The sequence below is a fragment of the Streptomyces sp. NPDC048696 genome, assembly GCF_043198895.1.
Taxonomy (GTDB): Bacteria; Actinomycetota; Actinomycetes; order Streptomycetales; family Streptomycetaceae; genus Streptomyces.
This window is the reverse complement of record NZ_JBICVJ010000023.1, coordinates 44,191-64,025: the sequence shown is the minus strand read 5'-3', so window position 1 is coordinate 64,025 and position 19,835 is coordinate 44,191. Positions and strand designations below refer to the sequence as shown.

Annotated in this window: 18 protein-coding genes and 1 riboswitch; of the genes, 4 read left to right on the top strand and 14 right to left on the bottom strand. The window is 71.2% G+C overall.

All coding sequences use genetic code 11. The annotated features are described in order from the left end of the window. Window positions 1-213 precede the first annotated feature (213 nt). Window positions 214-1,593, bottom strand: coding sequence for an NAD(P)/FAD-dependent oxidoreductase (locus tag ACGFRG_RS33205; protein WP_188277347.1), 1,380 nt, complete (start codon window positions 1,591-1,593; stop codon window positions 214-216). A gap of 583 nt (window positions 1,594-2,176) precedes the next feature. Between ACGFRG_RS33205 and ACGFRG_RS33200 the strand changes: the two genes are divergently transcribed. Then, complete coding sequence (locus ACGFRG_RS33200; RefSeq protein WP_393269985.1) at window positions 2,177-3,373, top strand: helix-turn-helix domain-containing protein; 1,197 nt, start codon at window positions 2,177-2,179, stop codon at window positions 3,371-3,373. A 109-nt stretch (window positions 3,374-3,482) separates the two neighbouring features. Continuing rightward, entirely contained in the window at window positions 3,483-3,830 is a 348-nt protein-coding gene (locus tag ACGFRG_RS33195; protein ID WP_361427549.1) for a hypothetical protein, read from the top strand. A 352-nt stretch (window positions 3,831-4,182) separates the two neighbouring features. On the opposite strand, the gene ACGFRG_RS33190 is transcribed toward ACGFRG_RS33195, so the two are convergent. Next, window positions 4,183-4,335 carry a hypothetical protein gene (locus ACGFRG_RS33190; protein WP_361427546.1) on the bottom strand — a complete coding sequence of 51 codons (153 nt, stop codon included), beginning with the start codon at window positions 4,333-4,335 and terminating at the stop codon, window positions 4,183-4,185. Window positions 4,336-4,648: 313 nt separating this feature from the next. On the opposite strand from ACGFRG_RS33190, the gene ACGFRG_RS33185 reads away from it, so the two are divergent. After that, window positions 4,649-5,158, top strand: a complete 510-nt coding sequence (locus tag ACGFRG_RS33185; protein WP_393269981.1) for a DUF6624 domain-containing protein — start codon at window positions 4,649-4,651, stop codon at window positions 5,156-5,158. Window positions 5,159-5,286: 128 nt separating this feature from the next. On the opposite strand, the gene ACGFRG_RS33180 is transcribed toward ACGFRG_RS33185, so the two are convergent. The 11 genes from ACGFRG_RS33180 to ACGFRG_RS33130 form a co-directional block, all read right to left on the bottom strand. Continuing rightward, window positions 5,287-6,219 carry an exopolyphosphatase gene (locus ACGFRG_RS33180; protein WP_393269979.1) on the bottom strand — a complete coding sequence of 311 codons (933 nt, stop codon included), beginning with the start codon at window positions 6,217-6,219 and terminating at the stop codon, window positions 5,287-5,289. Then, window positions 6,216-6,779: a DUF501 domain-containing protein gene (locus ACGFRG_RS33175; RefSeq protein WP_361427538.1), complete on the bottom strand. Its 564-nt coding sequence runs from the start codon at window positions 6,777-6,779 to the stop codon at window positions 6,216-6,218. Before ACGFRG_RS33175 ends, ACGFRG_RS33180 begins: the two co-directional genes overlap by 4 nt. A 79-nt stretch (window positions 6,780-6,858) precedes the next feature. Then, the gene (locus ACGFRG_RS33170; protein ID WP_361427535.1) at window positions 6,859-7,335 is read right to left on the bottom strand and encodes a septum formation initiator family protein; all 477 of its coding nucleotides are present in this window, start codon (window positions 7,333-7,335) and stop codon (window positions 6,859-6,861) included. A 144-nt stretch (window positions 7,336-7,479) separates the two neighbouring features. Then, on the bottom strand, window positions 7,480-8,766 hold the full coding sequence (gene eno / locus ACGFRG_RS33165; RefSeq protein ID WP_361427532.1) for a phosphopyruvate hydratase: 1,287 nt from the start codon (window positions 8,764-8,766) through the stop codon (window positions 7,480-7,482). Between the two features lie 383 nt (window positions 8,767-9,149). Continuing rightward, the gene (locus tag ACGFRG_RS33160) at window positions 9,150-9,839 is read right to left on the bottom strand and encodes a transglycosylase family protein (RefSeq protein WP_393269974.1); all 690 of its coding nucleotides are present in this window, start codon (window positions 9,837-9,839) and stop codon (window positions 9,150-9,152) included. Window positions 9,840-9,842: 3 nt separating this feature from the next. After that, a riboswitch (cyclic di-AMP (ydaO/yuaA leader) is annotated at window positions 9,843-10,040 on the bottom strand. A 259-nt stretch (window positions 10,041-10,299) separates the two neighbouring features. Beyond that, on the bottom strand, window positions 10,300-11,202 hold the full coding sequence (locus ACGFRG_RS33155; RefSeq protein WP_393269971.1) for a transglycosylase family protein: 903 nt from the start codon (window positions 11,200-11,202) through the stop codon (window positions 10,300-10,302). A gap of 220 nt (window positions 11,203-11,422) precedes the next feature. After that, a complete protein-coding gene (locus ACGFRG_RS33150) occupies window positions 11,423-12,655 on the bottom strand; it encodes a cytochrome P450 (protein WP_361427523.1) in 1,233 nt (410 codons plus the stop codon). Between the two features lie 25 nt (window positions 12,656-12,680). Next, window positions 12,681-13,640, bottom strand: coding sequence for a nucleoside triphosphate pyrophosphohydrolase (locus ACGFRG_RS33145; protein WP_361427521.1), 960 nt, complete (start codon window positions 13,638-13,640; stop codon window positions 12,681-12,683). 37 nt (window positions 13,641-13,677) lie between these two features. Beyond that, window positions 13,678-14,346 (bottom strand): SurA N-terminal domain-containing protein, encoded by a 669-nt coding sequence (locus ACGFRG_RS33140; RefSeq protein ID WP_393269967.1) that lies wholly within the window; start codon window positions 14,344-14,346, stop codon window positions 13,678-13,680. A gap of 61 nt (window positions 14,347-14,407) precedes the next feature. Beyond that, on the bottom strand, window positions 14,408-14,842 hold the full coding sequence (locus ACGFRG_RS33135) for a GtrA family protein (protein ID WP_393269964.1): 435 nt from the start codon (window positions 14,840-14,842) through the stop codon (window positions 14,408-14,410). After that, the gene (locus ACGFRG_RS33130; RefSeq protein ID WP_361427512.1) at window positions 14,839-15,840 is read right to left on the bottom strand and encodes a glycosyltransferase family 2 protein; all 1,002 of its coding nucleotides are present in this window, start codon (window positions 15,838-15,840) and stop codon (window positions 14,839-14,841) included. Before ACGFRG_RS33130 ends, ACGFRG_RS33135 begins: the two co-directional genes overlap by 4 nt. Before the next feature lie 188 nt (window positions 15,841-16,028). On the opposite strand from ACGFRG_RS33130, the gene ACGFRG_RS33125 reads away from it, so the two are divergent. Next, window positions 16,029-18,485, top strand: a complete 2,457-nt coding sequence (locus ACGFRG_RS33125) for a YfhO family protein (protein ID WP_393269960.1) — start codon at window positions 16,029-16,031, stop codon at window positions 18,483-18,485. Between the two features lie 70 nt (window positions 18,486-18,555). Here ACGFRG_RS33125 and ACGFRG_RS33120 read toward each other — a convergent pair whose 3' ends face one another. Then, complete coding sequence (locus ACGFRG_RS33120; protein ID WP_393269958.1) at window positions 18,556-19,443, bottom strand: glycoside hydrolase domain-containing protein; 888 nt, start codon at window positions 19,441-19,443, stop codon at window positions 18,556-18,558. Between the last annotated feature and the right edge of the window lie 392 nt (window positions 19,444-19,835).

The following is a 19,835-nucleotide window of genomic DNA, read 5'->3' as shown; positions in this document are numbered from 1 at the left end:
CCCGGACAACAGTGCCCCGGCCACCGGTCATCCCGCTACAGCGCCACAGGCGTACGGGACCGGCGTGCGGGTGACGGCAAGCGGCCACCGGTGGCGTACACGCCGAAGGGGCGCTTACCGCCCGCGGCCACCGATGGCCGGGTACGCCGAAGGGGCCGCCCGCACCACGGATGGCGGGCGGCCCCTTCGGGCGTACTGCTTACTCGACCGAGGTCAGGAGGCCTTGGCCTTCTCCTCGACCTTCGCGGCCGGGGCCGGAGCGGGCTTGGCGGCCTCGTAGAACTCCTCGCGCGGCGTCTCCATGGCGCCGAGCGAGACGACCTCGCGCTTCAGGAACATCGCGAGCGTCCAGTCGGCGAAGACGCGGATCTTGCGGTTCCAGGTGGGCACGGCCAGACCGTGGTAGCCACGGTGCATGTACCAGGCGAGACGGCCCTTGAGCTTGATCTTCATCTTGCCCATGACGATCATCGCGACGCCCTTGTGCAGGCCGAGACCGGCGACCGCACCCTTGTTGGCGTGGCTGTACTCCTTCTGCGGGAAGCCCCGCATGCCGGAGACCACGTTGTCGCCGAGGACCTTGGCCTGGCGCAGCGCGTGCTGGGCGTTCGGCGGGCACCAGGCGTTCTCGTTGCCCGCCTTGCGGCCGACGAGGTCCGGGACCTGGGCGTTGTCGCCCGCGGCCCAGATGTAGTCGGTGCCGGTGACCTGGAGGGTCGGCTGGGCGTCCACGTGGCCGCGCGGGCCGAGCGGCAGGCCGAAGCGGGCCAGCGCCGGGTTCGGCTTGACGCCGGCGGTCCACACGATGGTGTTGGAGTCGACCTCAAGGCCGTTCTTCAGCACGACGTGGCCGTCGACGCAGGAGTCCATGGAGGTCGAGAGGTAGATCTCGACACCGCGGCCCTCAAGGTGCTCCTTGCCCCAGGTGCCGAGCTGCGGCCCGACCTCGGGGAGGATCTTGTCGGCGGCGTCGACCAGGATGAAGCGCATGTCCTCGCGCTTCACGTTGGTGTAGTACTTGGCCGCGTCGCGGGCCATGTCCTCGACCTCGCCGATCGTCTCGGCACCGGCGAAGCCACCGCCGACGAAGACGAAGGTCAGCGCCTTGCGGCGGACTTCCTCGTCGGTCGTGGAGTCGGCCTTGTCCAGCTGCTCCAGGACGTGGTTGCGCAGCCCGATGGCCTCCTCGACGCCCTTCATGCCGATGCCCTGCTCGGCGAGGCCGGGGATCGGGAAGGTGCGGGAGACCGCGCCGAGCGCGATGACCAGGTAGTCGAAGGGCAGCTCGTAGGCCTCGCCGACGAGCGGCGCGACCGTGGCGACCTTGCGGTCCTGGTCGATGCTGGTGACACGGCCGGTGAGCACCTCGGCTCCGCGCACGACGCGTCGCAGCGGGACGACGACGTGGCGCGGGGAGATGCTGCCTGCGGCGGCTTCGGGGAGGAAGGGCTGGTACGTCATGTACGACCGCGGGTCGACGACCGTGACGGTCGCCTCGGCGTAGCGCATCTTCTTGAGAATGCGCCGTGCCGCGTACAGGCCTACGTACCCACCGCCTACGACGAGGATTCGGGGACGCTCCGTGGTGCTCATGCCATCGAGTATCCACCCCCCTCACACCCCTCGCTCGTGCGCCCCTTCACAAGGTCTGACGAGGCCTCTGCTACACTTCGCGGCCCACGTGACCGAGGTCATGGCGTCCGGGGGGAACCACGGTGTAGTGGGGAACGTTGTTCACCCCTCCTGAACTGGCCCTCACAGGGTTGTACGGACTGGACCACGGGTCCACGACACACGCATGTAACACGCCAACGTTGGCGCGTTCCGCGCCCTCCTGAGCCCGTTCGACCCCAGAAGAGACCCCCAGGGCCCCTAAATGGCCTCCGCCAGCGGGTTTTCCTTGTGAAGAACTTCACGAACTTTCTTCAGGAGGGGGTCCTGGATGCCCCTGAAGGGGCCCACCAGGGGCCTTCCGGCGGCCTTCCCAGGCGACCGGCGATCCCACAGGGCACGGCTTCCCAAGTGGCACTGGCTCACGGCGACCGTTTTGACCGTTCGATCCCCCGCAGGGGCGACTCGGCTCCGGCCCGGGTCGGTGCCCGGACTGTCTCAGGTCGTGCTCCCCCTTCTTGTGCCGGGGGTACCGTCGGAGTGTTGCCGCAGATGGGAGTTCATCGTGCCGCAGAGCGTCGAAGAGCACACCGGTACCCGGATCGCCCGGATTCGGAAACAGCGTGGCCTGACGCAGCAGGGGCTGGCGATGCGCGCCAGCGTCTCCAAGTCGCTGCTGTCGAAAGCCGAGTGCGGGCAGCAGCCGGCCTTTCCGGCACTCGTCTCCGCCTGTGCCCGCGCACTGGGTGTCACGACGTCCGATCTGCTGGGCCAGCCCTATGCCGAAGAGCTGCGCCGCGACCGCATGGACGCGTTGATCCAGCCCATCCGGGAGGGTCTGGAGAACTGGGATATCGCTCTCGACTGGGACAGCGCACCGCGTCCGGCCGCATTGATCCGGGCCGATGTCCAGCAGGCCCTCGTCCAACGTCGTCAGGCGCAGTACACGGACATGGTGCGTGACCTACCAGCATTGATCGACGAGTCGGTGCACGCGGTGCACACCACCGCCGGAAACGAGCAGCGACTGGCTTACGAGTGCCTGGCGGGGACATTCCGTTGCGTCTTCACCGTGGCGTGGAACTTCGGCTATATCGACCTCGCCACCGTCGCACTGGACCGGCTGGCGTGGACCGCGCCGCGCGCCGATGAGCCAGGCCTCGCCGCCATGCATGCCTACCTGCGCGCCCAGACGTCGATGTCGTCCGGCCGGTACGACGTGGGGATGCGAGTGATCGACCGTGCGCTGCGGGATCTGGAAGGCCAGGACGCGCGTCGCCCAGCCGGCATTGAGGCCATGCGGGGCGTGATGCACCTGCGGGCTGCGGTGCTCGCGGGACGGATGAAGGACCGGGAGCACGCTGATTCCCGCCTGGCCGAGGCTCACGCTCTGGCCCGGACCACGGGCGAGTTGCCTGACTTCGGCGTGACGTGGGGGCCGACGAACGTCGGAGTCCACGCTGTGGCCATCGCTTCCGAGATGGACGACTTCGGGCGCGCCGTCGAGCTTGCCAACGACGTACGCATTCCGCGCGGCTGGACCCGCTCAAGAGCCGGTCACCACTGGATGGACCTCGGGCGGGCACATGCCTGGGCAGGCCACCCGGAGCAGGCACTCGACTGCTTGCAACAGGCCCGGCGCATCGCACCGCAGCAGACGCGCTATCACCCCACCGTGCGGGAAAGCGTGCTGGCCCTCAAACGGCGGGAACGGGCTCGCAACAGCTCACTGGCGCAGTACGCGGAGTGGGTAGGGATCTAGCAGACCCCGGGGCGAGGAGTTGCACAGTTTGGTGCAACTGCACCGCGTTGCAGGTCGACAGGCTGACGTCCAGTCAGTACCCCCGCGACCGTGCGACCGGTCCGGGGGCATGGCCAACGCCGATTGGAGCGTCGACATGCCGCACTGTATCGCCCGTGCCTTCGAACTGCTGTTGCGGATTCTGCGGCCCGTGCCGGGCCGTCACCGGGCGGCTGCCGGGCCTCCGATCGTGGTGGACCGCGACTCACCGACACTGCCCTTGCTGCGCGTGCGGGCGGACCTGCGGGTGGCAGTGTTGCGAGGTGAGGACGGCGCGCTTGCGCGCCCGAATCTGGTGGCCCTCGGGCAACGGAAGAAGGAGCACGGACAAGCCTCCCGGCGGCGAGTGTTGCTGCGCGCACTCCACGGCTTCGACATGGCCCCGTACGTCGTTCACGGCGTGGTGATGAGCCGGTGAACGCTACGGACCGGGCCACACGGCAAACGCGCATGCTGGAGGAAGCGGGGCCCCGGGGGCTGGGGTTGTGCTGGGAGCCGACGCCTGGCAGTGCAGCCCGGAACTGCACGCTGGGCAGCGACCATGCCGGGGACCATTTCCACGAGTACTCGGGGGTGCGGTGGGACCGCAGCGGCGGGCGGCTGTGACCGGGCCCGGGTGGCCGGAGCCGCATGCGCTGCTGACACTGCGGGTTTCGCGTGACGGCGGACAGACTTGGGGGCCGCAGCGGGTGCTCCCGAGCGTGGCTCCGCTCGCGCCGCTGCTCACGAGCCAGTGGCCACCGTGCCAGTGCCCCCGGTGCGTCCCGGGATCACCACGGGCGGCGCGGCTCGTGGCGGGTGTCGCGCCGACCACCGGCGCAGGCGCGATGGAGGTCCGACGGCTCGGGGGCCGGGACGTTGTGCTGGACCGTACCCGGGAACACCAACCAGGCACCGCCGCTGATCAGGCTCAACATGGTCATCCCCAGGACGAGACGCAGCAACCCGCGGGCACCCCCGCCTACGGCCAGGAAGGCCCGCGATGAACTGGGAGCAACCCGCTCAACGGCTGGCCGACGAGGTGACCGACCCCGACTCCCGCTGGCGCACGCCTGTCGCACGGACACCCCGACACGCGCTGGTGCCACGGTGGTGGGCGCGGGACCGAGCGGGCCGGTGGGCCCTACGAGACGGCGCTGCCGATCCGGCCGCATGGATGCAAGCCGCGTATGCGAAATTCATGCTCACCCGCACATGTAAGGCCACCCTCGGCGCCGTAGAACCGGACGGCACGTCATGACCGGTCGGCGCCCGGATCTGGCCGACGAGCTACTACGTCGCAAAGCGGCCGACCAGCACGCGCGCGGCGTACGCGAGCACGGCCTCGTCGCGCCGGACCTCGACGGCATGCGCACCGTGGACGCCGAGAACACCACCGCGCTCAAACGGATCACCGCCGAATACGGCTGGCCCGGCCGGACTCTCGTAGGAGAGGAGGCCGCCGACGCCGCGTGGCTGCTCGTGCAGCATGCCGACGCCGACCCCGACTACCAGCAACACGCTCTCGCGCTCCTCCGCGATGCCGTCTTACGAGGCGAGGCCGAGCCCCGTCACCTCGCGTACCTCACCGACCGCTGCCTCGTTCACCGGGGCGAGCCCCAGCTCTACGGCACGCAATACGTCACCGATGAGCAGGGACTACGCCCACACCCCGTCGCCGATCCGGACAAGCTGGACGCGCGGCGCGCCGACGTCGGCCTCCGCCCGCAGGCCGAGTACGACGCCCGGATACGCAAGGACTACTGAACCTCCAGCGGCCTTCTCAGGCGACCGACCAGGCGATTCCGTCGAGCATCGCCTGCGAAGTGACACTCACTCGCCGTCGTTCGTGCAGCTCCATGCAATGCCATCGAGCATCGCCTGCGAAGTGACACTCACTCGCCGTCGTTCGTGCAGCTCCATGCAATGCCATCCAGGATGTCGTGCTCGCTGACCACGACCTCGTCCGCGCCCGTGCGCTCCATGACCGCGAGCAGGACCAGGGCGCCCGCCGCGATGACGTCGATGCGGCCCGGGTGCAGGACCGGGATCGTCTCGCGCTCCGCATGGGTGGAGGCGAGGAGGCTGTCCGTCACCTCCTTCACGCGCGCGTAGGAGACGCGGGCGTGGTGGATCGCCGTGGAGTCGTACGCGGGGAGGTCGAGGGCGATGGCCGCCACCGTCGTCACCGAGCCCGCCAGGCCCACCAGGGTGCGCGGCTCGCGCAGCGGGACCGTCTGCTCGGCGAGGTCCAGCGCGGCCTCCACGTCCGCCCTTATCGCCGCGATCTGCTCGGGCGTGGCCGGGTCGCCGGGGTGGTGGCGCTCGGTCATCCGGACGCAGCCGACGTCGACGGAGCGGGCCGCCCGGACGTGCCGCGAGCCGACGACGAACTCCGTGGAGCCGCCGCCGATGTCGACCACCAGGTAGTCCCCGTCGCCGTGCAGCTCCTTGGTCGCGCCGGTGAAGGAGAACTCGGCCTCCTGGTCGCCGGTGATCACCTCGGGCTCGACGCCCAGGATGTCCAGGACGCCCGCGACGAACTCGTCGCGGTTCTCCGCGTCGCGGGACGCGGAGGTGGCCACGAAACGCAGGCGCTCGGCGCCGAGTTCCTTGATGACCGCCGCGTACTCGCGGCAGGCCGCGAAGGTGCGTTCCAGGGCCTCGGGGGCGAGGCGGCCGGTGCGGTCGACGCCCTGGCCCAGGCGCACGATCGTCATCCGGCGGTCCAGCTCGGCCAGTTCGCCCGTCGTGGGGTCGACGTCGGCGACCAGCAGGCGGATCGAGTTCGTGCCGCAGTCGATCGCGGCGACCCGGGTCGTCGTCACTTCGCCGACTCCCCCGCCTGGGGCTCGCCCGCCTCGGACTTCTCCGTGCACGGCGTCACGCACGGACCCTTCGCCCACCACTCGGGCAGCATCGCGATGGCCTCGTCGCCCAGCGGGTTCACCCCGGGCCCGGCCACCAGCGAGTGGCCGACCAGGACGTGCAGGCACTTGACCCGGTCCGGCATGCCGCCCGCGCTCGGGAAGCCCTCCAGGACCTCGATGGCGTCTCGGCGCGCGATGTAGTCCTCGTGGGCGGCGCGGTAGGCCGCGGCCAGCTCGGGGTCGGCCGCCAGACGCTCCGTCATGTCCTTCATGACGCCGTTGGCTTCCAGGGTGCCGATCGCCGACGCCGCGCGTGGGCAGGTCAGGTAGTACGTCGTCGGGAACGGCGTGCCGTCGGGCAGCCGGGGGGCCGTCTCGACCACGTCCGGGTTGCCGCAAGGGCAGCGGTGCGCGATCGCGCGCAGACCGCGCGGCGGGCGGCCCAGCTGCTCCTCGAACGCGGCGATGTCCGCGGCGGTCGGCTCGGTGCTCGGCGTCTGGGGCGGAGGGGTAAGCATCTGGATTTCTTCTGTCTCTTGTCTGTCTCTGTCTACCGCTGGACTTCAGAGGGGGCGGCGCCGGGCCTCGACGGCCGGGTCAGTCGGCCGGGCGGTCGGCCTTGTCCACGCCGTCCCAGAGGTTCGAGTGCCAGGCGCGGCCGGTCGCGGCCTTGCCGTCGCGGCGCTCCTTGCCGGCCGCCGGGTCGGGCACGGTGTAGCCGGTCTCGCCCGGGAACTGCATGTGCAGATGCTCGCGGGCGAGCCGCTTGATGTACGCGTCGTCCTGGAGCCGCGCCTTCTCGTCGCGCAGCCGCTCGACCTGCGCGGCCGCCTCGCGCTCCTTGCGGCGCTGCTCGGTGATGTCGCCGCGCTGGGACACGTACTGCCGCATCGGGTACGCGAGCGCCACCACCAGCGAGCACATCACCAGGGCGAGCAGCGCGGCCCGGCCGGTGAGCCGGGAGCGGCGGGCCTGACGCTTGGTCTGGGAACGGTAGACCCGGGCGGCGGTCTGCTCGCCGAGCACCTTGAGCCGGGCCGCGGTGGAGAACCGGTCCCGGTTGCCCTTGGCCATTCGCCCCGCTCCCGTCACGTACGTACAACGTCCCCGGACACGGTACGGGACCGCGGCCGGGGACGTACGTACGACAGGGCGGTCAGCCCATGTCAGGACTGCTCAGCCCACATCAGGGACTGGTCGGTCCGCGTCAGGGACTGCTCAGCCCTTGAAGCGCGGGAACGCGCTGCGGCCCGCGTACACCGCCGCGTCGTCGAGGATCTCCTCGATGCGCAGCAGCTGGTTGTACTTGGCGACGCGGTCCGAGCGGGCCGGGGCGCCGGTCTTGATCTGACCGCAGTTCACCGCGACCGCGAGGTCGGCGATGGTGACGTCCTCGGTCTCGCCGGAGCGGTGGGACATCATGCACTTGAAGCCGTTGCGCTGGGCCAGCTCGACGGCGTCCAGGGTCTCGGTCAGCGAGCCGATCTGGTTGACCTTGACGAGCAGGGCGTTGGCGGAGCCCTCCTCGATGCCGCGGGCCAGTCGCTCCGGGTTGGTGACGAACAGGTCGTCGCCGACGATCTGGACCTTGGCGCCCAGGCGCGAGGTGATGGTGTTCCAGCCGGCCCAGTCGTCCTCGTACAGCGGGTCCTCGATGGAGACCAGCGGGTACGCGGAGACGAGCTCCTCGTAGTACTCGGTCATCTCGGCGGCCGAGCGGGACTTGCCCTCGAACTCGTACTTGCCGTCCTTGTAGAACTCGGACGCGGCGACGTCGAGCGCCAGCGCGATGTCCTTGCCCGGGACGTAACCGGCCTCCTTGATGGCCTCAAGGATGAGGTCCAGGGCGGCGCGGTTGGACTCCAGGTTCGGGGCGAAGCCGCCCTCGTCGCCCAGACCCGTGGAGAGGCCCTTGTTCTTCAGGACCTTCTTGAGGGTGTGGTAGACCTCGGCACCCCAGCGAAGGGCCTCGGAGAAGGACTCCGCGCCGATCGGGGCGATCATGAACTCCTGGATGTCGACGTTGGAGTCGGCGTGCGACCCACCGTTGAGGATGTTCATCATCGGGACCGGCAGCAGGTGCGCGTTCGGGCCACCGAGGTAGCGGAACAGCGGCAGGTCGCTGGCCTCGGAGGCGGCGTGCGCGACGGCGAGCGAGACGCCGAGGATGGCGTTGGCGCCCAGCGAGCCCTTGTTGTCCGTGGCGTCCAGGTCGAACATCGCCTGGTCGATCAGGCGCTGCTCGGTGGCGTCGTAGCCGACGAGCTCCGGGCCGATCTGCTCGATCACGGCGAGGACGGCCTTCTCGACGCCCTTGCCCTGGTAACGGTTGGGGTCACCGTCACGCAGTTCGATGGCCTCGAAGGCACCGGTGGAGGCACCCGAGGGGACGGCGGCACGGCCGGTGCTGCCGTCGTCGAGGCCGACCTCGACCTCGACCGTGGGGTTGCCTCGGGAGTCCAGGATTTCCCGGGCTACGACGACGTCGATGGACGGCACGAGCATCTCCTTCTGGGATGTGACGCGAATACGACCGGGCCGCGTGGTCCGGCACCCCTGAGCCTAGCCGCCTCCCGGCCATCGGCCAGCCGACCGACCGGCCCGTGGGACGAAACGGGGGGCGAAATGTTTCTGAACGGAACAAAGCCCCGCCCCCGCGCGACGGGGGATGCGCGCGGGGGCGGGGTTTTGTGCGGGGCTCGCCCCGCAGCCCCGGTTCAGCTTTCAGCTGAGCGGGTTCGCTGCACCTTCGGTGCGGGGCGGTTCGCTGCGCGTTCGGTGCGGGTCCGTTGTGGCTGGTCGCGCCCACGCGGCGGAGCCGCACAATGTCACAGCCCCGCGCCCCTTGGTGGGCCCTTCGGGCCCTCCCCAGGGGCGCGGGCGACCGCTTACGCCAGGTGCAGCTGCTGGCCCGGGTAGATCAGGTTCGCGTCCTTGACGACGTCCTTGTTCAGCTCGAACAGCTTCTGCCAGCCGCCCTTGACGCCGTGCGCGGCGGCGATGGAGCCGAGGGTGTCGCCGGACTTCACCTTGTACTCGCCGTCGCCGGTCTGGACCGGCGCCGGGCGGGACTCGCCGCGGGAGGCGGGGGCCGACTCGCGCTGCGGGGCCGGGGCGGCCTTGGGCGCGGCCTTCTTCGGCGCGGCCGGCTTCGAGGACGAGGAGGAGTGCGAGCCCGAGGTGTCGACGTTCGGGGACGCGCCGCCGGACGTCAGGTTGCCCGCGCCCGCGCAGGACCAGGCACCCGGGCCCTGCATCGCGAGCAGCTTCTCGGCGGTGGCTATCTGCTGGCCCTTGGTGGCCAGGTCGGCGCGCGAGGCGTACTGGGTGCCGCCGGCGGCCGCCCAGGACGACTGCGAGAACTGCAGGCCGCCGTAGTAGCCGTTGCCGGTGTTGGTGGACCAGTTGCCGCCGGACTCGCACTGGGCGACCGCGTCCCAGGTGGCGACGGAGGCGGCGGAGGCCGAGCCGGTCGCCATCAGCGGGGCGGCGACGGCGGCGCCGGTGACACCGGCGAGCGTGGCGATACGGGTGGCCTTGCTGGGGCGGCGGTGCTTGCCCTTGCCGGAAAGCAGCATGGAGTGTCTCCTCACCGACGCCTGCGAGGTGAGCTGTCGGGTTCGGGCGTGAGCTGCCCGGCCGCGCGTACTGGCGCGCGGCTTCACCCCAAGCCGGTCCGTGGCCGTCTCGTACGTCGCGCCGTCTGGCGTACGTCCCTCAACGGCCGGGCCCGGCACTTACCTTGGGTCCCCCGCTCCTGCCTACGGCGCGTCAAGCGTCGGCTGTTCCCGGCGACCGACGGCAGGATTCGGCGTTTTCGGTCGCAGGGGCTCGTGGTGACGAGCGCTCCGACCGTAAACACACCAACCCCTGATGTTCAAAGGGGCACATCGGGGAGAAAACGCCCGTAGCGATCCTCCCGTAACCACTGTTTCCGCAGGTCGGGGGCGTCCCGCACGTACCGGACGTACGGGACACGCCAGTTGACGGAAAGAGACTCATGTCTCACTTGCGCAGAAGTGGACATACGCCCCTGAACTACCCGTGGGTGATGGCCGGGTTGTCCGGCTTTGCCAGGTTCAGGTCAAGGCTCTGGCCGGGCAGGATGAGGTCCGGGTCGGAGCCGATCGTCTTCTCGTTCGCCTTGTAGAGCGCCGACCAGCCGCCCTCGACCTTGTGCGAGCGCGAGATGTCCCACAGGTTGTCGCCGGGGCGGACGGTGTAGTCGCCGTTCGCGGCCGTGGCGTCGCCCGCCGTACGTGAGTCGACGTCACCTCGCGAGGCGCGGGGCTGCGATGCGTGGGTGTCGTCGGTGCCGCCCGGGCCGGCGGTCGCGGGCGCGCCGGTCTCGGCCGGGTCGGGGGTGCCGCGGTGCTTGCCGCCGGAGGACGTGCTGGGCGCCGGGGCCGTCTTGTCGGGCGCCGACGGCGTCGAGCCCGTCTTGCCGTCCTTGCCGCTCTTGCCGTCCTTGCCCGTCGACGGGGTCGTGGACGGCTTGGGCGCCGTGGAGGCGGAGCCGGAGGGCGTGGCGGGCGCCGGAGTCGTCTTGGCGGGCGCGGACGGCACGTCGGCGGAGGGGGACGTGGGCGCCGCCGACGCGGTGGTGCCCGGGTCGACGGCCGGGGTGCCGCCGCCGCTGGTGAGCCCGGAGACCTCGGTGCAGCTGGTGAACGCCTTCGGGCCCTTGGCCGCGAGCACCTTCTCGCCGACCGCGATCTGCTGCGCGCGGCTGGCCATGTCGGGGCGCTCGGCGTACGACGTGCCGCCGTAGGTCTCCCACGTCTCCTGCGAGAGCTGGAGCCCGCCGTACAGGCCGTTGCCGAAGTCGGCGCTCCAGGCGCCACCGCTCTCGCATTCGGCGACCCGGTCCCAGGTGGTCGCCGAGGCCGCGTTCGCGCCGCTCGCCGCGAAGAGCGGGAGGGCGAGGGCGGAGCCCGTCACCCCTGCCGCGACGACGAGGGCAGGAGCCTGGCGGGGTCGTCGGTGACGTCCGTTCCCGGAGCGCATGCTGTGGCCTTCCGTGTGACTACGTCGGTGACCGCGGAGCCGGTTGGTGAACCGGTTGCCGAGTCGAGGGGTGAACGTAGCCGTACTCGAACGCTTGTCACAAGTCGATGCACCCGCGATAACGCGAAAGTCACAGTTTTGACGGTCCGTCAGGTTACCGGCGGTGCGACGGCGGTGTGAACTCGACCGGGAGCGTGCGCAGTCCGCGCATGATGAGTCCGCCGCGCCAGCGCAAATCGGCAGGATCCGCCCCGAGCCGCAGGTCAGGAAGGCGCCGCAGCAACGTCGCGAGCGCGGTCCTCGCCTCCAGGCGGGCCAGTGGCGCGCCCAGGCAGTAGTGGATGCCGTGCCCGTATCCGAGGTGCTGGTTGTCGCGTCGGCCGAGGTCCAGCGCGTCCGGGTCGGCGAAGCGCTCCGGGTCGCGGTCGGCGGAGGCGAGCACGACCAGCACCGGGTCGCCCGCCGCGATGTCCTGGTCCCCGATGCGCAGCGGCCGGGTGGCGAACCGCCAGGTGGCCATCTCCACCGGCCCGTCGTAGCGCAGCAGTTCCTCGACGCCGGTGTCCAGCAGGTCCGACTCGCCCGCCGCGAGCGAGGCCTGCAGCCGCTCGCGCTGACCGGGGTTGCGCAGCAGCGCGTACATCCCGTTGCCGATGAGGTTCACGGTCGTCTCGAATCCGGCGAACAGGAGGATGAAGGCCATCGCGGCGGCCTCGTTCTCCGTCAGGTGCTCGCCGTGGTCGCTCGCGCGGATCAGCCCCGAGATGAGGTCGTCGCCCGGGTTCTCCCTCTTACGGTGGATGAGCTCCAGCAGATAGCCGCGCATCTTCTTCACCGAGCGGGCCACGCCGCCGCGCGGGCCGCCGCCGTGGCGGATCATCATGCCCGCCCAGTCGCGGAAGTCGTCCTGGTCCTCGCGCGGCACGCCCAGCAGGTCGCAGATCGCGTAGATGGGGAGCGGGAACGCGAACTCATGGATGAGGTCGGCCTCCCCGCGCTCCGCGAACCGGTCGATGAGGTCGTCCGTCAACTCCTGCACCCGGGGCGCGAATTCGGCGACCGTACGGGGAGTGAACGCCTTCGACACCAGCCGCCGCAGCCGGGTGTGGTCCGGCGGGTCGATGTTCAGCAGATGCGTCATCAGGTCGGCCTTGCGCTCGCCCGGGATGCCCGTCTTGCCCTTGGCGTGCGCGGGCTCGTCGTGGTGCGCGGGGTTCTTGGAGAGCCGCTGGTCGGCGAGCGCCTGCTTGGCGTCCGCGTACCGCGTCACGAGCCAGGCCTCGACTCCGCTGGGCAGCTTGGTCCGATGCACCGGCGCGTGCTCCCGCAGCCAGCCGTACGCGGGGTAGGGGTCGGTGGCGAACTCCCAGGTGAACATTTCCGGCATCGATGATGTGGGGTCCTGCACCGGGTCAGCCCGTCTCCGCCGTGCGGATCGCGTCGCGGTAGGCGCGGGCCGCCGCGCGCAGGGCCGCTTCCGGGTCCGTGCCGTCGGCCTCGGCCGCGACCGCCAGGGCCAGCAGGCGGTAGCCGATGCCCTCACCGGTGGGCAGCGGGACGTCCAGGCCCGCCATCCGCACCCGGGACGCCAGCTTCGCGGCGAGCGCGAGGCCCGGCTGGCCGACAGGGACGCCGTCGGTCACCGACTCGCGCCGCTTCTCCGCCGCCTTCTGCCGCAGCCAGTGCTCCTTGACCTCCTCCGGCGTCTCGGCGCTCTCGTCGCCGAAGACGTGCGGATGGCGGTGGATCAGCTTCTCGACGATGGTCCCGGCCACGTCGTCGACGGAGAACGGCTCGTTCTCGTCCTCCTCGGCGATGCGCGCGTGGAAGACGACCTGGAGGAGCACGTCCCCCAGCTCCTCGCGCAGCTCGTCGCGGTCACCGTCCTCGACGGCCTCGACCAGTTCGTACGCCTCCTCAAGCGCGTACTTCGCGAGCCCCTTGTGGGTCTGCCGCGCCGACCACGGGCACTCGCGGCGGATGCGGTCCATGACCTGGACGAGGTCGAGCAGCCGGGCGCCCGGCAGGTCGTACGAGCCGGGCAGCAGCTCCAGGTCCGGCATGGAGACCCGGCCGGAACCGGCGAGCCGGGCCAGCCCGTCGGTGAGCCGCCGGTCGCCCTCGCCGGACTGCAGGACCACCACGGTCCGCCCCCCGGCGCACTCCTCGACCAGCTCCTGCGCGGCGGGCGCGGCCGTTACGACCTCGACGCCCGCCTCGCGCAGATACGGCAGCTGCGGGTGCGCGGGGTCGGCGCACAGCACCCGGTCGGCGGCGCGCAGCGTCTGCCACGCGGGCCAGGACAGCAGTCCGGGCGCCACGCGGTGGCTGGCGGTGAGCAGGACGACGCGGCCGGGTTCTTCGAGAGTCACCTCCCGAACCTACCCCGACCCGTCCGGCCGCCACCCGTCACCCGGTGACCGCGGCGTCCTGTTCCGGCTGGTCGGGCTTGGTCTTGGTGACCTGGCTGAGCCACGGCGCCTGGTAGTCGGTGAGCTGGATCGCTTTGTCGTCCCAGGTGCCGTACCGGGGATTGACGTCGATCCTCAGCGCCTTCGACGCGGCCGCGAGCGTCTTGGTGACGGCCGCCTGGCCCTGCGGGGTGCCGAGGTCCGCGCCGGTCGCGGCGGCCAGCTTGGTCAGCTGGACCTGCTCGCGCACCGCGTCGTCGATCTGGTCGGGGGCGAGACCGCGCTGCTGGAGGAGCATGTCGGCGAACGCCTTCGCGCCGCCCGCCTGCTGGGCCATCGCGGCCCGGGCTTCCTGGAGCTCCTTGCGGCTGACCGTGACCCCGGCGTCGGCGGCGGCCCGGTCGAGGACCTTGTCGAAGATCAGCCCGTGCAGCTTGGCCCGGCTGAGCTGGCCGGTGTTCTTGATCAGCTGGGCGGCCTGCGGCGAGGCCTGCTGTGCCGTACGGACGTCCTTGACCTGGCTCTGGAGCGCGGAGACGGCGATCCGGTCGCCTCCGACGACGGCCGCGGCGCCCGGGTGGGCCTCGCTGCCGCAGGCGGTGAGGAGTGGGCCGGCGCCGAGGAGCGCGACGGAGACGGCGAGTGCGGTGCGACGGCGGCGGTGCAAAGGAGCCTCCCGGCGGATCGTGCGACAGTGCAGCGACCTGATGACCTTGCGGTGATCGATGTTAGGCAGTCTCAGTGGCGCGGGCCACTGGTTCGCCCAACGATTCGGCCGCCGCCGGGGTCTCGGGCCGCAGCATGATCGTCCGGGAGAGGACGAAGGTGACCGGAATCGCCGCCGCCGCGGCGATCAGCGGCGCCCAGGTGCTGCTCAGCCCCAGCACGCCGACCAGTACGTACATCCCGGTCGTGGTGATCACGAAGTTGGCCGCGTTGGTGAGCGGGAAGAGCAGGAACTTCCGCCAGGTGGGCCGGGTGCGGTAGGTGAAGTACGAGTTGAGGAAGAACGAGCCGACCATGGCCAGCAGGAAGGCCGTGACATGGGCCGCGACGTACGGCACCCAGCGCAGGAAGAGCAGGTAGAGCCCGTAGTACGCACCGGTGTTGACCACCCCGACGAGGGCGAAGCGGACTATCTGGGTGGCGGTTCCCGGCTTCATCGGCGGGCGAACTCCCGGTTTTGACGGTCGGGGTGCTGGCGGTCGGGCTGCTGCGGAACGGCCGGGGACGTGCCCGGGGCCTCGGTGTTCGTCGCCTGGACCAGGAAGTGCGGACGGCGCTTGACCTCGTAATAGATACGGCCGACATATTCGCCGACCACCCCGAGCATGACCATCTGCACTCCGGCGAGCGCGGTGACCACCACGAGCAGGGTCACATATCCGGGGGTGTCCACGCCGTTCACCATGGCGACACCGACGATCCACGCGGAATACGCCGTGGCGATCCCGAGCAGCAGCATGCCCAGATAGACGGCGGCCCGCAGCGGCTTGTTGTTGAACGAGATCACCCCGTCCAGGCCGTAGTTCAGCAGTTTTCCGAACGTCCACGCGGAACGTCCCTGCTCACGCACCGCATTCTCGTAACCGAACGTGGCGGTGGGGAATCCGACCCAGGCGAAGAGCCCCTTGGAGAAGCGGTTGTACTCGGTGAGTTCGAGTACCGCGTCGACCGTCCTGCGCGAGAGCATGCGGAAGTCTCCCACGCCGTCGACCAGTTCCACATCGACCAGGCGGTTGATCAGCCGGTAGTACAGGCGCGCGGTGAGGGTGCGGGTGACGCGGTCGCCCTTGCGGGTGCGCTGGGCGATCACCTGGTCGTGCCCCTGGTCGTGCAGCTCCATCATGCGGCCGATCAGCTCCGGCGGGTGCTGGAGGTCGGCGTCCATGATCACCACGGCGTCGCCGGTGGCGTGCCGCAGCCCGGCGAGCATCGCCGCCTCCTTGCCGAAGTTCCGGCTGAACGAGACGTAGCGGGCGCGCGGATCGCGGGCCGCGATCTCCTGGAGCAGGGGAAACGTGCGGTCAGCGCTGCCGTCGTCGACATAGAGAAGTTCGAATTCCGCGTCCAGCCGGGAGATTTCCTTGGTCACCTGATCATGGAAGCGGCCGATGATCTCCTCTTCGTTGAAGCAGGGCACGACAATCGAGATGAGCACGGTTCTCCCCCGTCGATACGGAGTACGGCTGTGGCAGTCAACGAAGAACAGCGGGGCCAGACGTCGGGGGCGGATTCACCGAATGACGGCCGAGCGTCGATTAAGTGAACTGAACCCCTGGACCGCTGATTTACGTGCACGGGTCCGGCATATTCGAGGGCAGCGAACAGCAGAGGATCCCGAAGACGATGCCGACTCTCGAAGCCGTCCAGCTTCCCCCCGCCGCCCCGGCCGTGCCCGCGGGTCCCGGCCGCCCCCGCGCGCGGGCCGCCGCTCTCGCCGCGCTGATCACCGTGGTCGCGGTCTGCGCCGCCGACGCCGTCGCCCGTACCTTCCCCTTCGGGCGGCACACGCGCAGCGTCAACGACCTGGGCAACCAGTTCGTGCCGTTCCACGCCCACCTGTGGGACCTGCTGCACGGCCGCGCCCACGGCGGCGCCCTGGTCAACTGGCAGTCCGGCTACGGGACGTCGTTCCTGCCCGACGTCGGTACGTATCTGGGCAGCCCGTTCGCCCTGCTCGTCGGCGTCTTCCCGCGCGACGAGATCGACCTCGCGGTGTACGTGATCACCGTCCTGAAGATGGTGGCGGCGGCCGTCGCCATGACCGTGCTGCTGCTCGCGCTGCGCCCGGGGGCCGGGCGGCGCTGGGCGGCGGGGGTGCTCGGGGCGGCGTACGCGCTGTGCGGATGGTCGGTCGTCGAGGCCACGTACAACACGATGTGGCTGGACGGTCTGATCGCCTTCCCGATGCTCTGCCTGGTCGGCGAGTGGGCCAGGAAGCGGACCCGGTGGCACTGGCTGACCGGGCCCGTCGTGGTGGCGCTCGCCTGGACGGCGAACTTCTACACCGCGTACATGGCGACGATCGGCGCCGGTCTGGTCCTGCTGCTGCGGCTGTTCCTGGAGGAGACGGACGTACGCGCACGGGTGTGGGCGCTGGTGCGCGCGGGCCTGTCGAGCGCGCTCGGCATCGGGCTCTCGGCGCCGGTCCTGTTCACCGTCTTCCTGGGCACGAAGCACGCGTATCCGGGCTGGAGCAAGGAGTTCGCACCGGTCCCGTGGAGCGACTTCCTGGCCCGGTGGCTGCCCGCCACCTACAGCTTCTCCAGCCCCGCGCTCTTCCTCGGCACCGGCGCCCTGCTGCTCGCCTGCACCCTCGCCTTCAACCCCGGGGTGGAGAGCCGGGAGCGGTACGCCTGGACCGGGCTCGCCCTCCTCGTCGCGCTCTCCTTCCAGTGGAAGCCGACGCATCTGGCGTGGCACGCCTTCCAGACCCCCAACGGCAGCCCGTACCGCCAGACGTTCGTGCTCAGCGGCATCCTGGTGATCGCCGCCTGGCTGTCCCTCGCCGACGGGCTGCCCGGACGGCGCGCGCTGCTCGGCGGCGGCGGGGTGCTCGCCGTGATCGCGCTCGGCGCGGCCTTCAGCGACCTCGTCTCTGCCTGGTCCTACCCCATGTTCGCGGGCGGGCTCGTGGCCGCGCTCGGCGCACTGCTGCTGGCCGCGCGTGCCCGGGGGCGCCGGGGCGTGGTGCTGGCCGCCGTGCTGCTGATGGCCGGGGCGCAGACCGCGCAGGGGGCGGTGACCGTGGCGTACGGCGACCGGGAGCGGCTGCACCGGCTCGACAGCTACCCGGCCTGGGGCACCGCGCACGACCAGCGCGAGGCGGCGGTTACGCGGGCCGACGGCTGGCCCGCGTACCGCACCGACCCGGGCCGGCGCCAGATCACCGGCAACGACCCGCTCCTGATCGGCGGCGAGGGCTCCTCGTACTACAGCAGCCTCACCCCGGACGTCCTGACGAAGACGATGACCGCGCTCGGCGGCGGCTGGACCTCGCGCGGCCGGTCCGTGCAGAGCCTCGACAACCCGGTGACGGACGCGATCTTCGCGGTCGGGGCGCGGGTGCACACCGAGAAGGGCCACGCGCCCACCGTCACCCGCGCCCCGGTGCCGCCGCTGGTGACGGTGCGGGGCGGCAACGGGAGCCCGAAGTACGGGAGTTCGCCGTTCCGGAATCAGGAGATGCTGCTCGGGGCGCGGGTGTACACGCTGCCGCGTACGGTCGCCCAGGGGTGTGCGGCCGGGCAGGAGGTGTTCCTGTGGGCGCCCGAGTACACCGGGTGGGCCCGGCTCGGCGGCGGCAAGTGGGTCGAGTTCCGGGGCGGCGCCCCCAAGCGCCGCGCGGCCCTGGCCCCGCTGGGTCTCTCCACCGGCACCGCGTCCGGGGTGACCCTGCGCCCCGCGTACAAGAAGGCGCGGATCGGCTGCCTGGACCGGGGCGCGCTGACGGCGGCGGTGGACCGGCTGCGTACCACCGGGGCCACGGACGTGAAGGTCACCGACAGCGGCGTCCGGGCCACGCTGCCCGCCGGGGCGCGCGGCACGGCGGTGTTCGCGATGCCGCGCATCGCGGGCTGGCGGTGCGGTACGGACGGGGGTCCGGCGAAGCCCGCGAAGTCGTATCTCGGCCTGGTCTCCGTCGAGTTGACGGGCAAGGGCTCCCCCTCCACCGTCTCCTGCGCCTTCCGCCCGCCGGGTCTGAAGGCGGGGGCGGCGGCGGGGGCGGCGGCGCTGGCGGGGCTGATCGGGGTGGGCGCGTTCACGGTCGTCCGCAGGCGGCGGGCCGGAGCCCGCCCCTGAGTCGTCCGTATACGTGAGCGGCGGGGCAGGGACGGCTGTCCGTCCCAACCCCGCCGCTTCCTCCCGCGTCCTACTTGGCCACGACCGCGACCAGCGAGTCCCAGGCGTTGTGGTCGACGGTGAGCGTCACGCCGCCGTACGTCTCCTTCTTCTCCACCGCGTACTGGTGGCCCCGGCGGTGGCCCGCCCACTTCGTGCCGAAGGGGTAGCCGGTGGTCGTCGACGCCGTGCCGTCGTACGCCGCGTACCAGATCGCGTCCGGCATGTCGGTGCCCGGCGACTCGGCGGCGACGGCGGCCGCGCTGGAGGAGGCGAAGCCGTAGAAGCCGGTGCGGTACGCCTTGGCGTGCACGGCCTTGTTCCAGGCGCGGGTGTAGGTGAGCACGGTCTGCTTGCAGGAGGTGTTCGCGGTGTCGAAGCCCTCCATGTCCAGATAGACCGCGCCGCCCGGGCGCATGCCGAGCGCGGACGCCTTGGCGGCGGCGTCCGCGCCGTCGGCCGCGCCCAGCGAGGCGGCGTCGGCGGCCGTCATCTTCTCCGGGTTGCTCCCGGAGCGGCACGGCGGCTGCGCACCCACGTACAGCGGGATCAGCTTCCAGCCGGACGCCGAGACCGACTTCACCCAGGAGGCGGTGAGCTGCGGCTGGGCGCAGCCCCGGTTCTTGCCGCCGATGTAGACGGCGGCGGCCCCGTACGGCGAGGCCGTCTTCCACGCCTTCATCTGCGCGAGCGTGGGCGCGGTGCAGGTGTCGAAGGCGCGGCCGGTGAAGGCGGCGGGCTTGGCGAGCGCCACCGGCCGGGCGGGGGCGGCACCGGCGGCGGCCGTGGCCCCCGACCCCGAGCCCGACCCCGACGAGGAGGCCGCCTGGGCGGTGAGCGCACCCCCGACGAGCAGGACGACACCGCCCACGGCCATCGCCACGGTGCGGTGCTTTCTGGATATGCGGTGCTTGGGCAAGGATCCCCGGTTCCTGTCTCGCGACCGGGCGCTCGGCACGGTCACGTCTCTGGTTCCCGGCCTGGTGGGTGGCCGGTACGCACATCGGCGGGCGTGGTGCGGCGGTTGCCGCGACCACGCCCGCCGAAGGGCGACTTGATGGTATTCGCCGTCCTCAGTGAGCCGGGGTCATTCCCTCGCCCGAGTGGACCCTGCGGGGCTGCCGTCCAGAGCCAGCGGAAGCACGTTCAACAGCTTCACCGCTGAACCGACCGGAAGCGCTCCGATTTCCACGTACGCGCGCCCCTTGTTGGTGACCAGGGGACGCGCCCGCGCTGCCTCTTGCTCGGGAATCCCGGCGCGTCGCAGTGCTGCCCTCAGCAACGCCGCCGTGTGCTCCGCCTCAGCGAGTG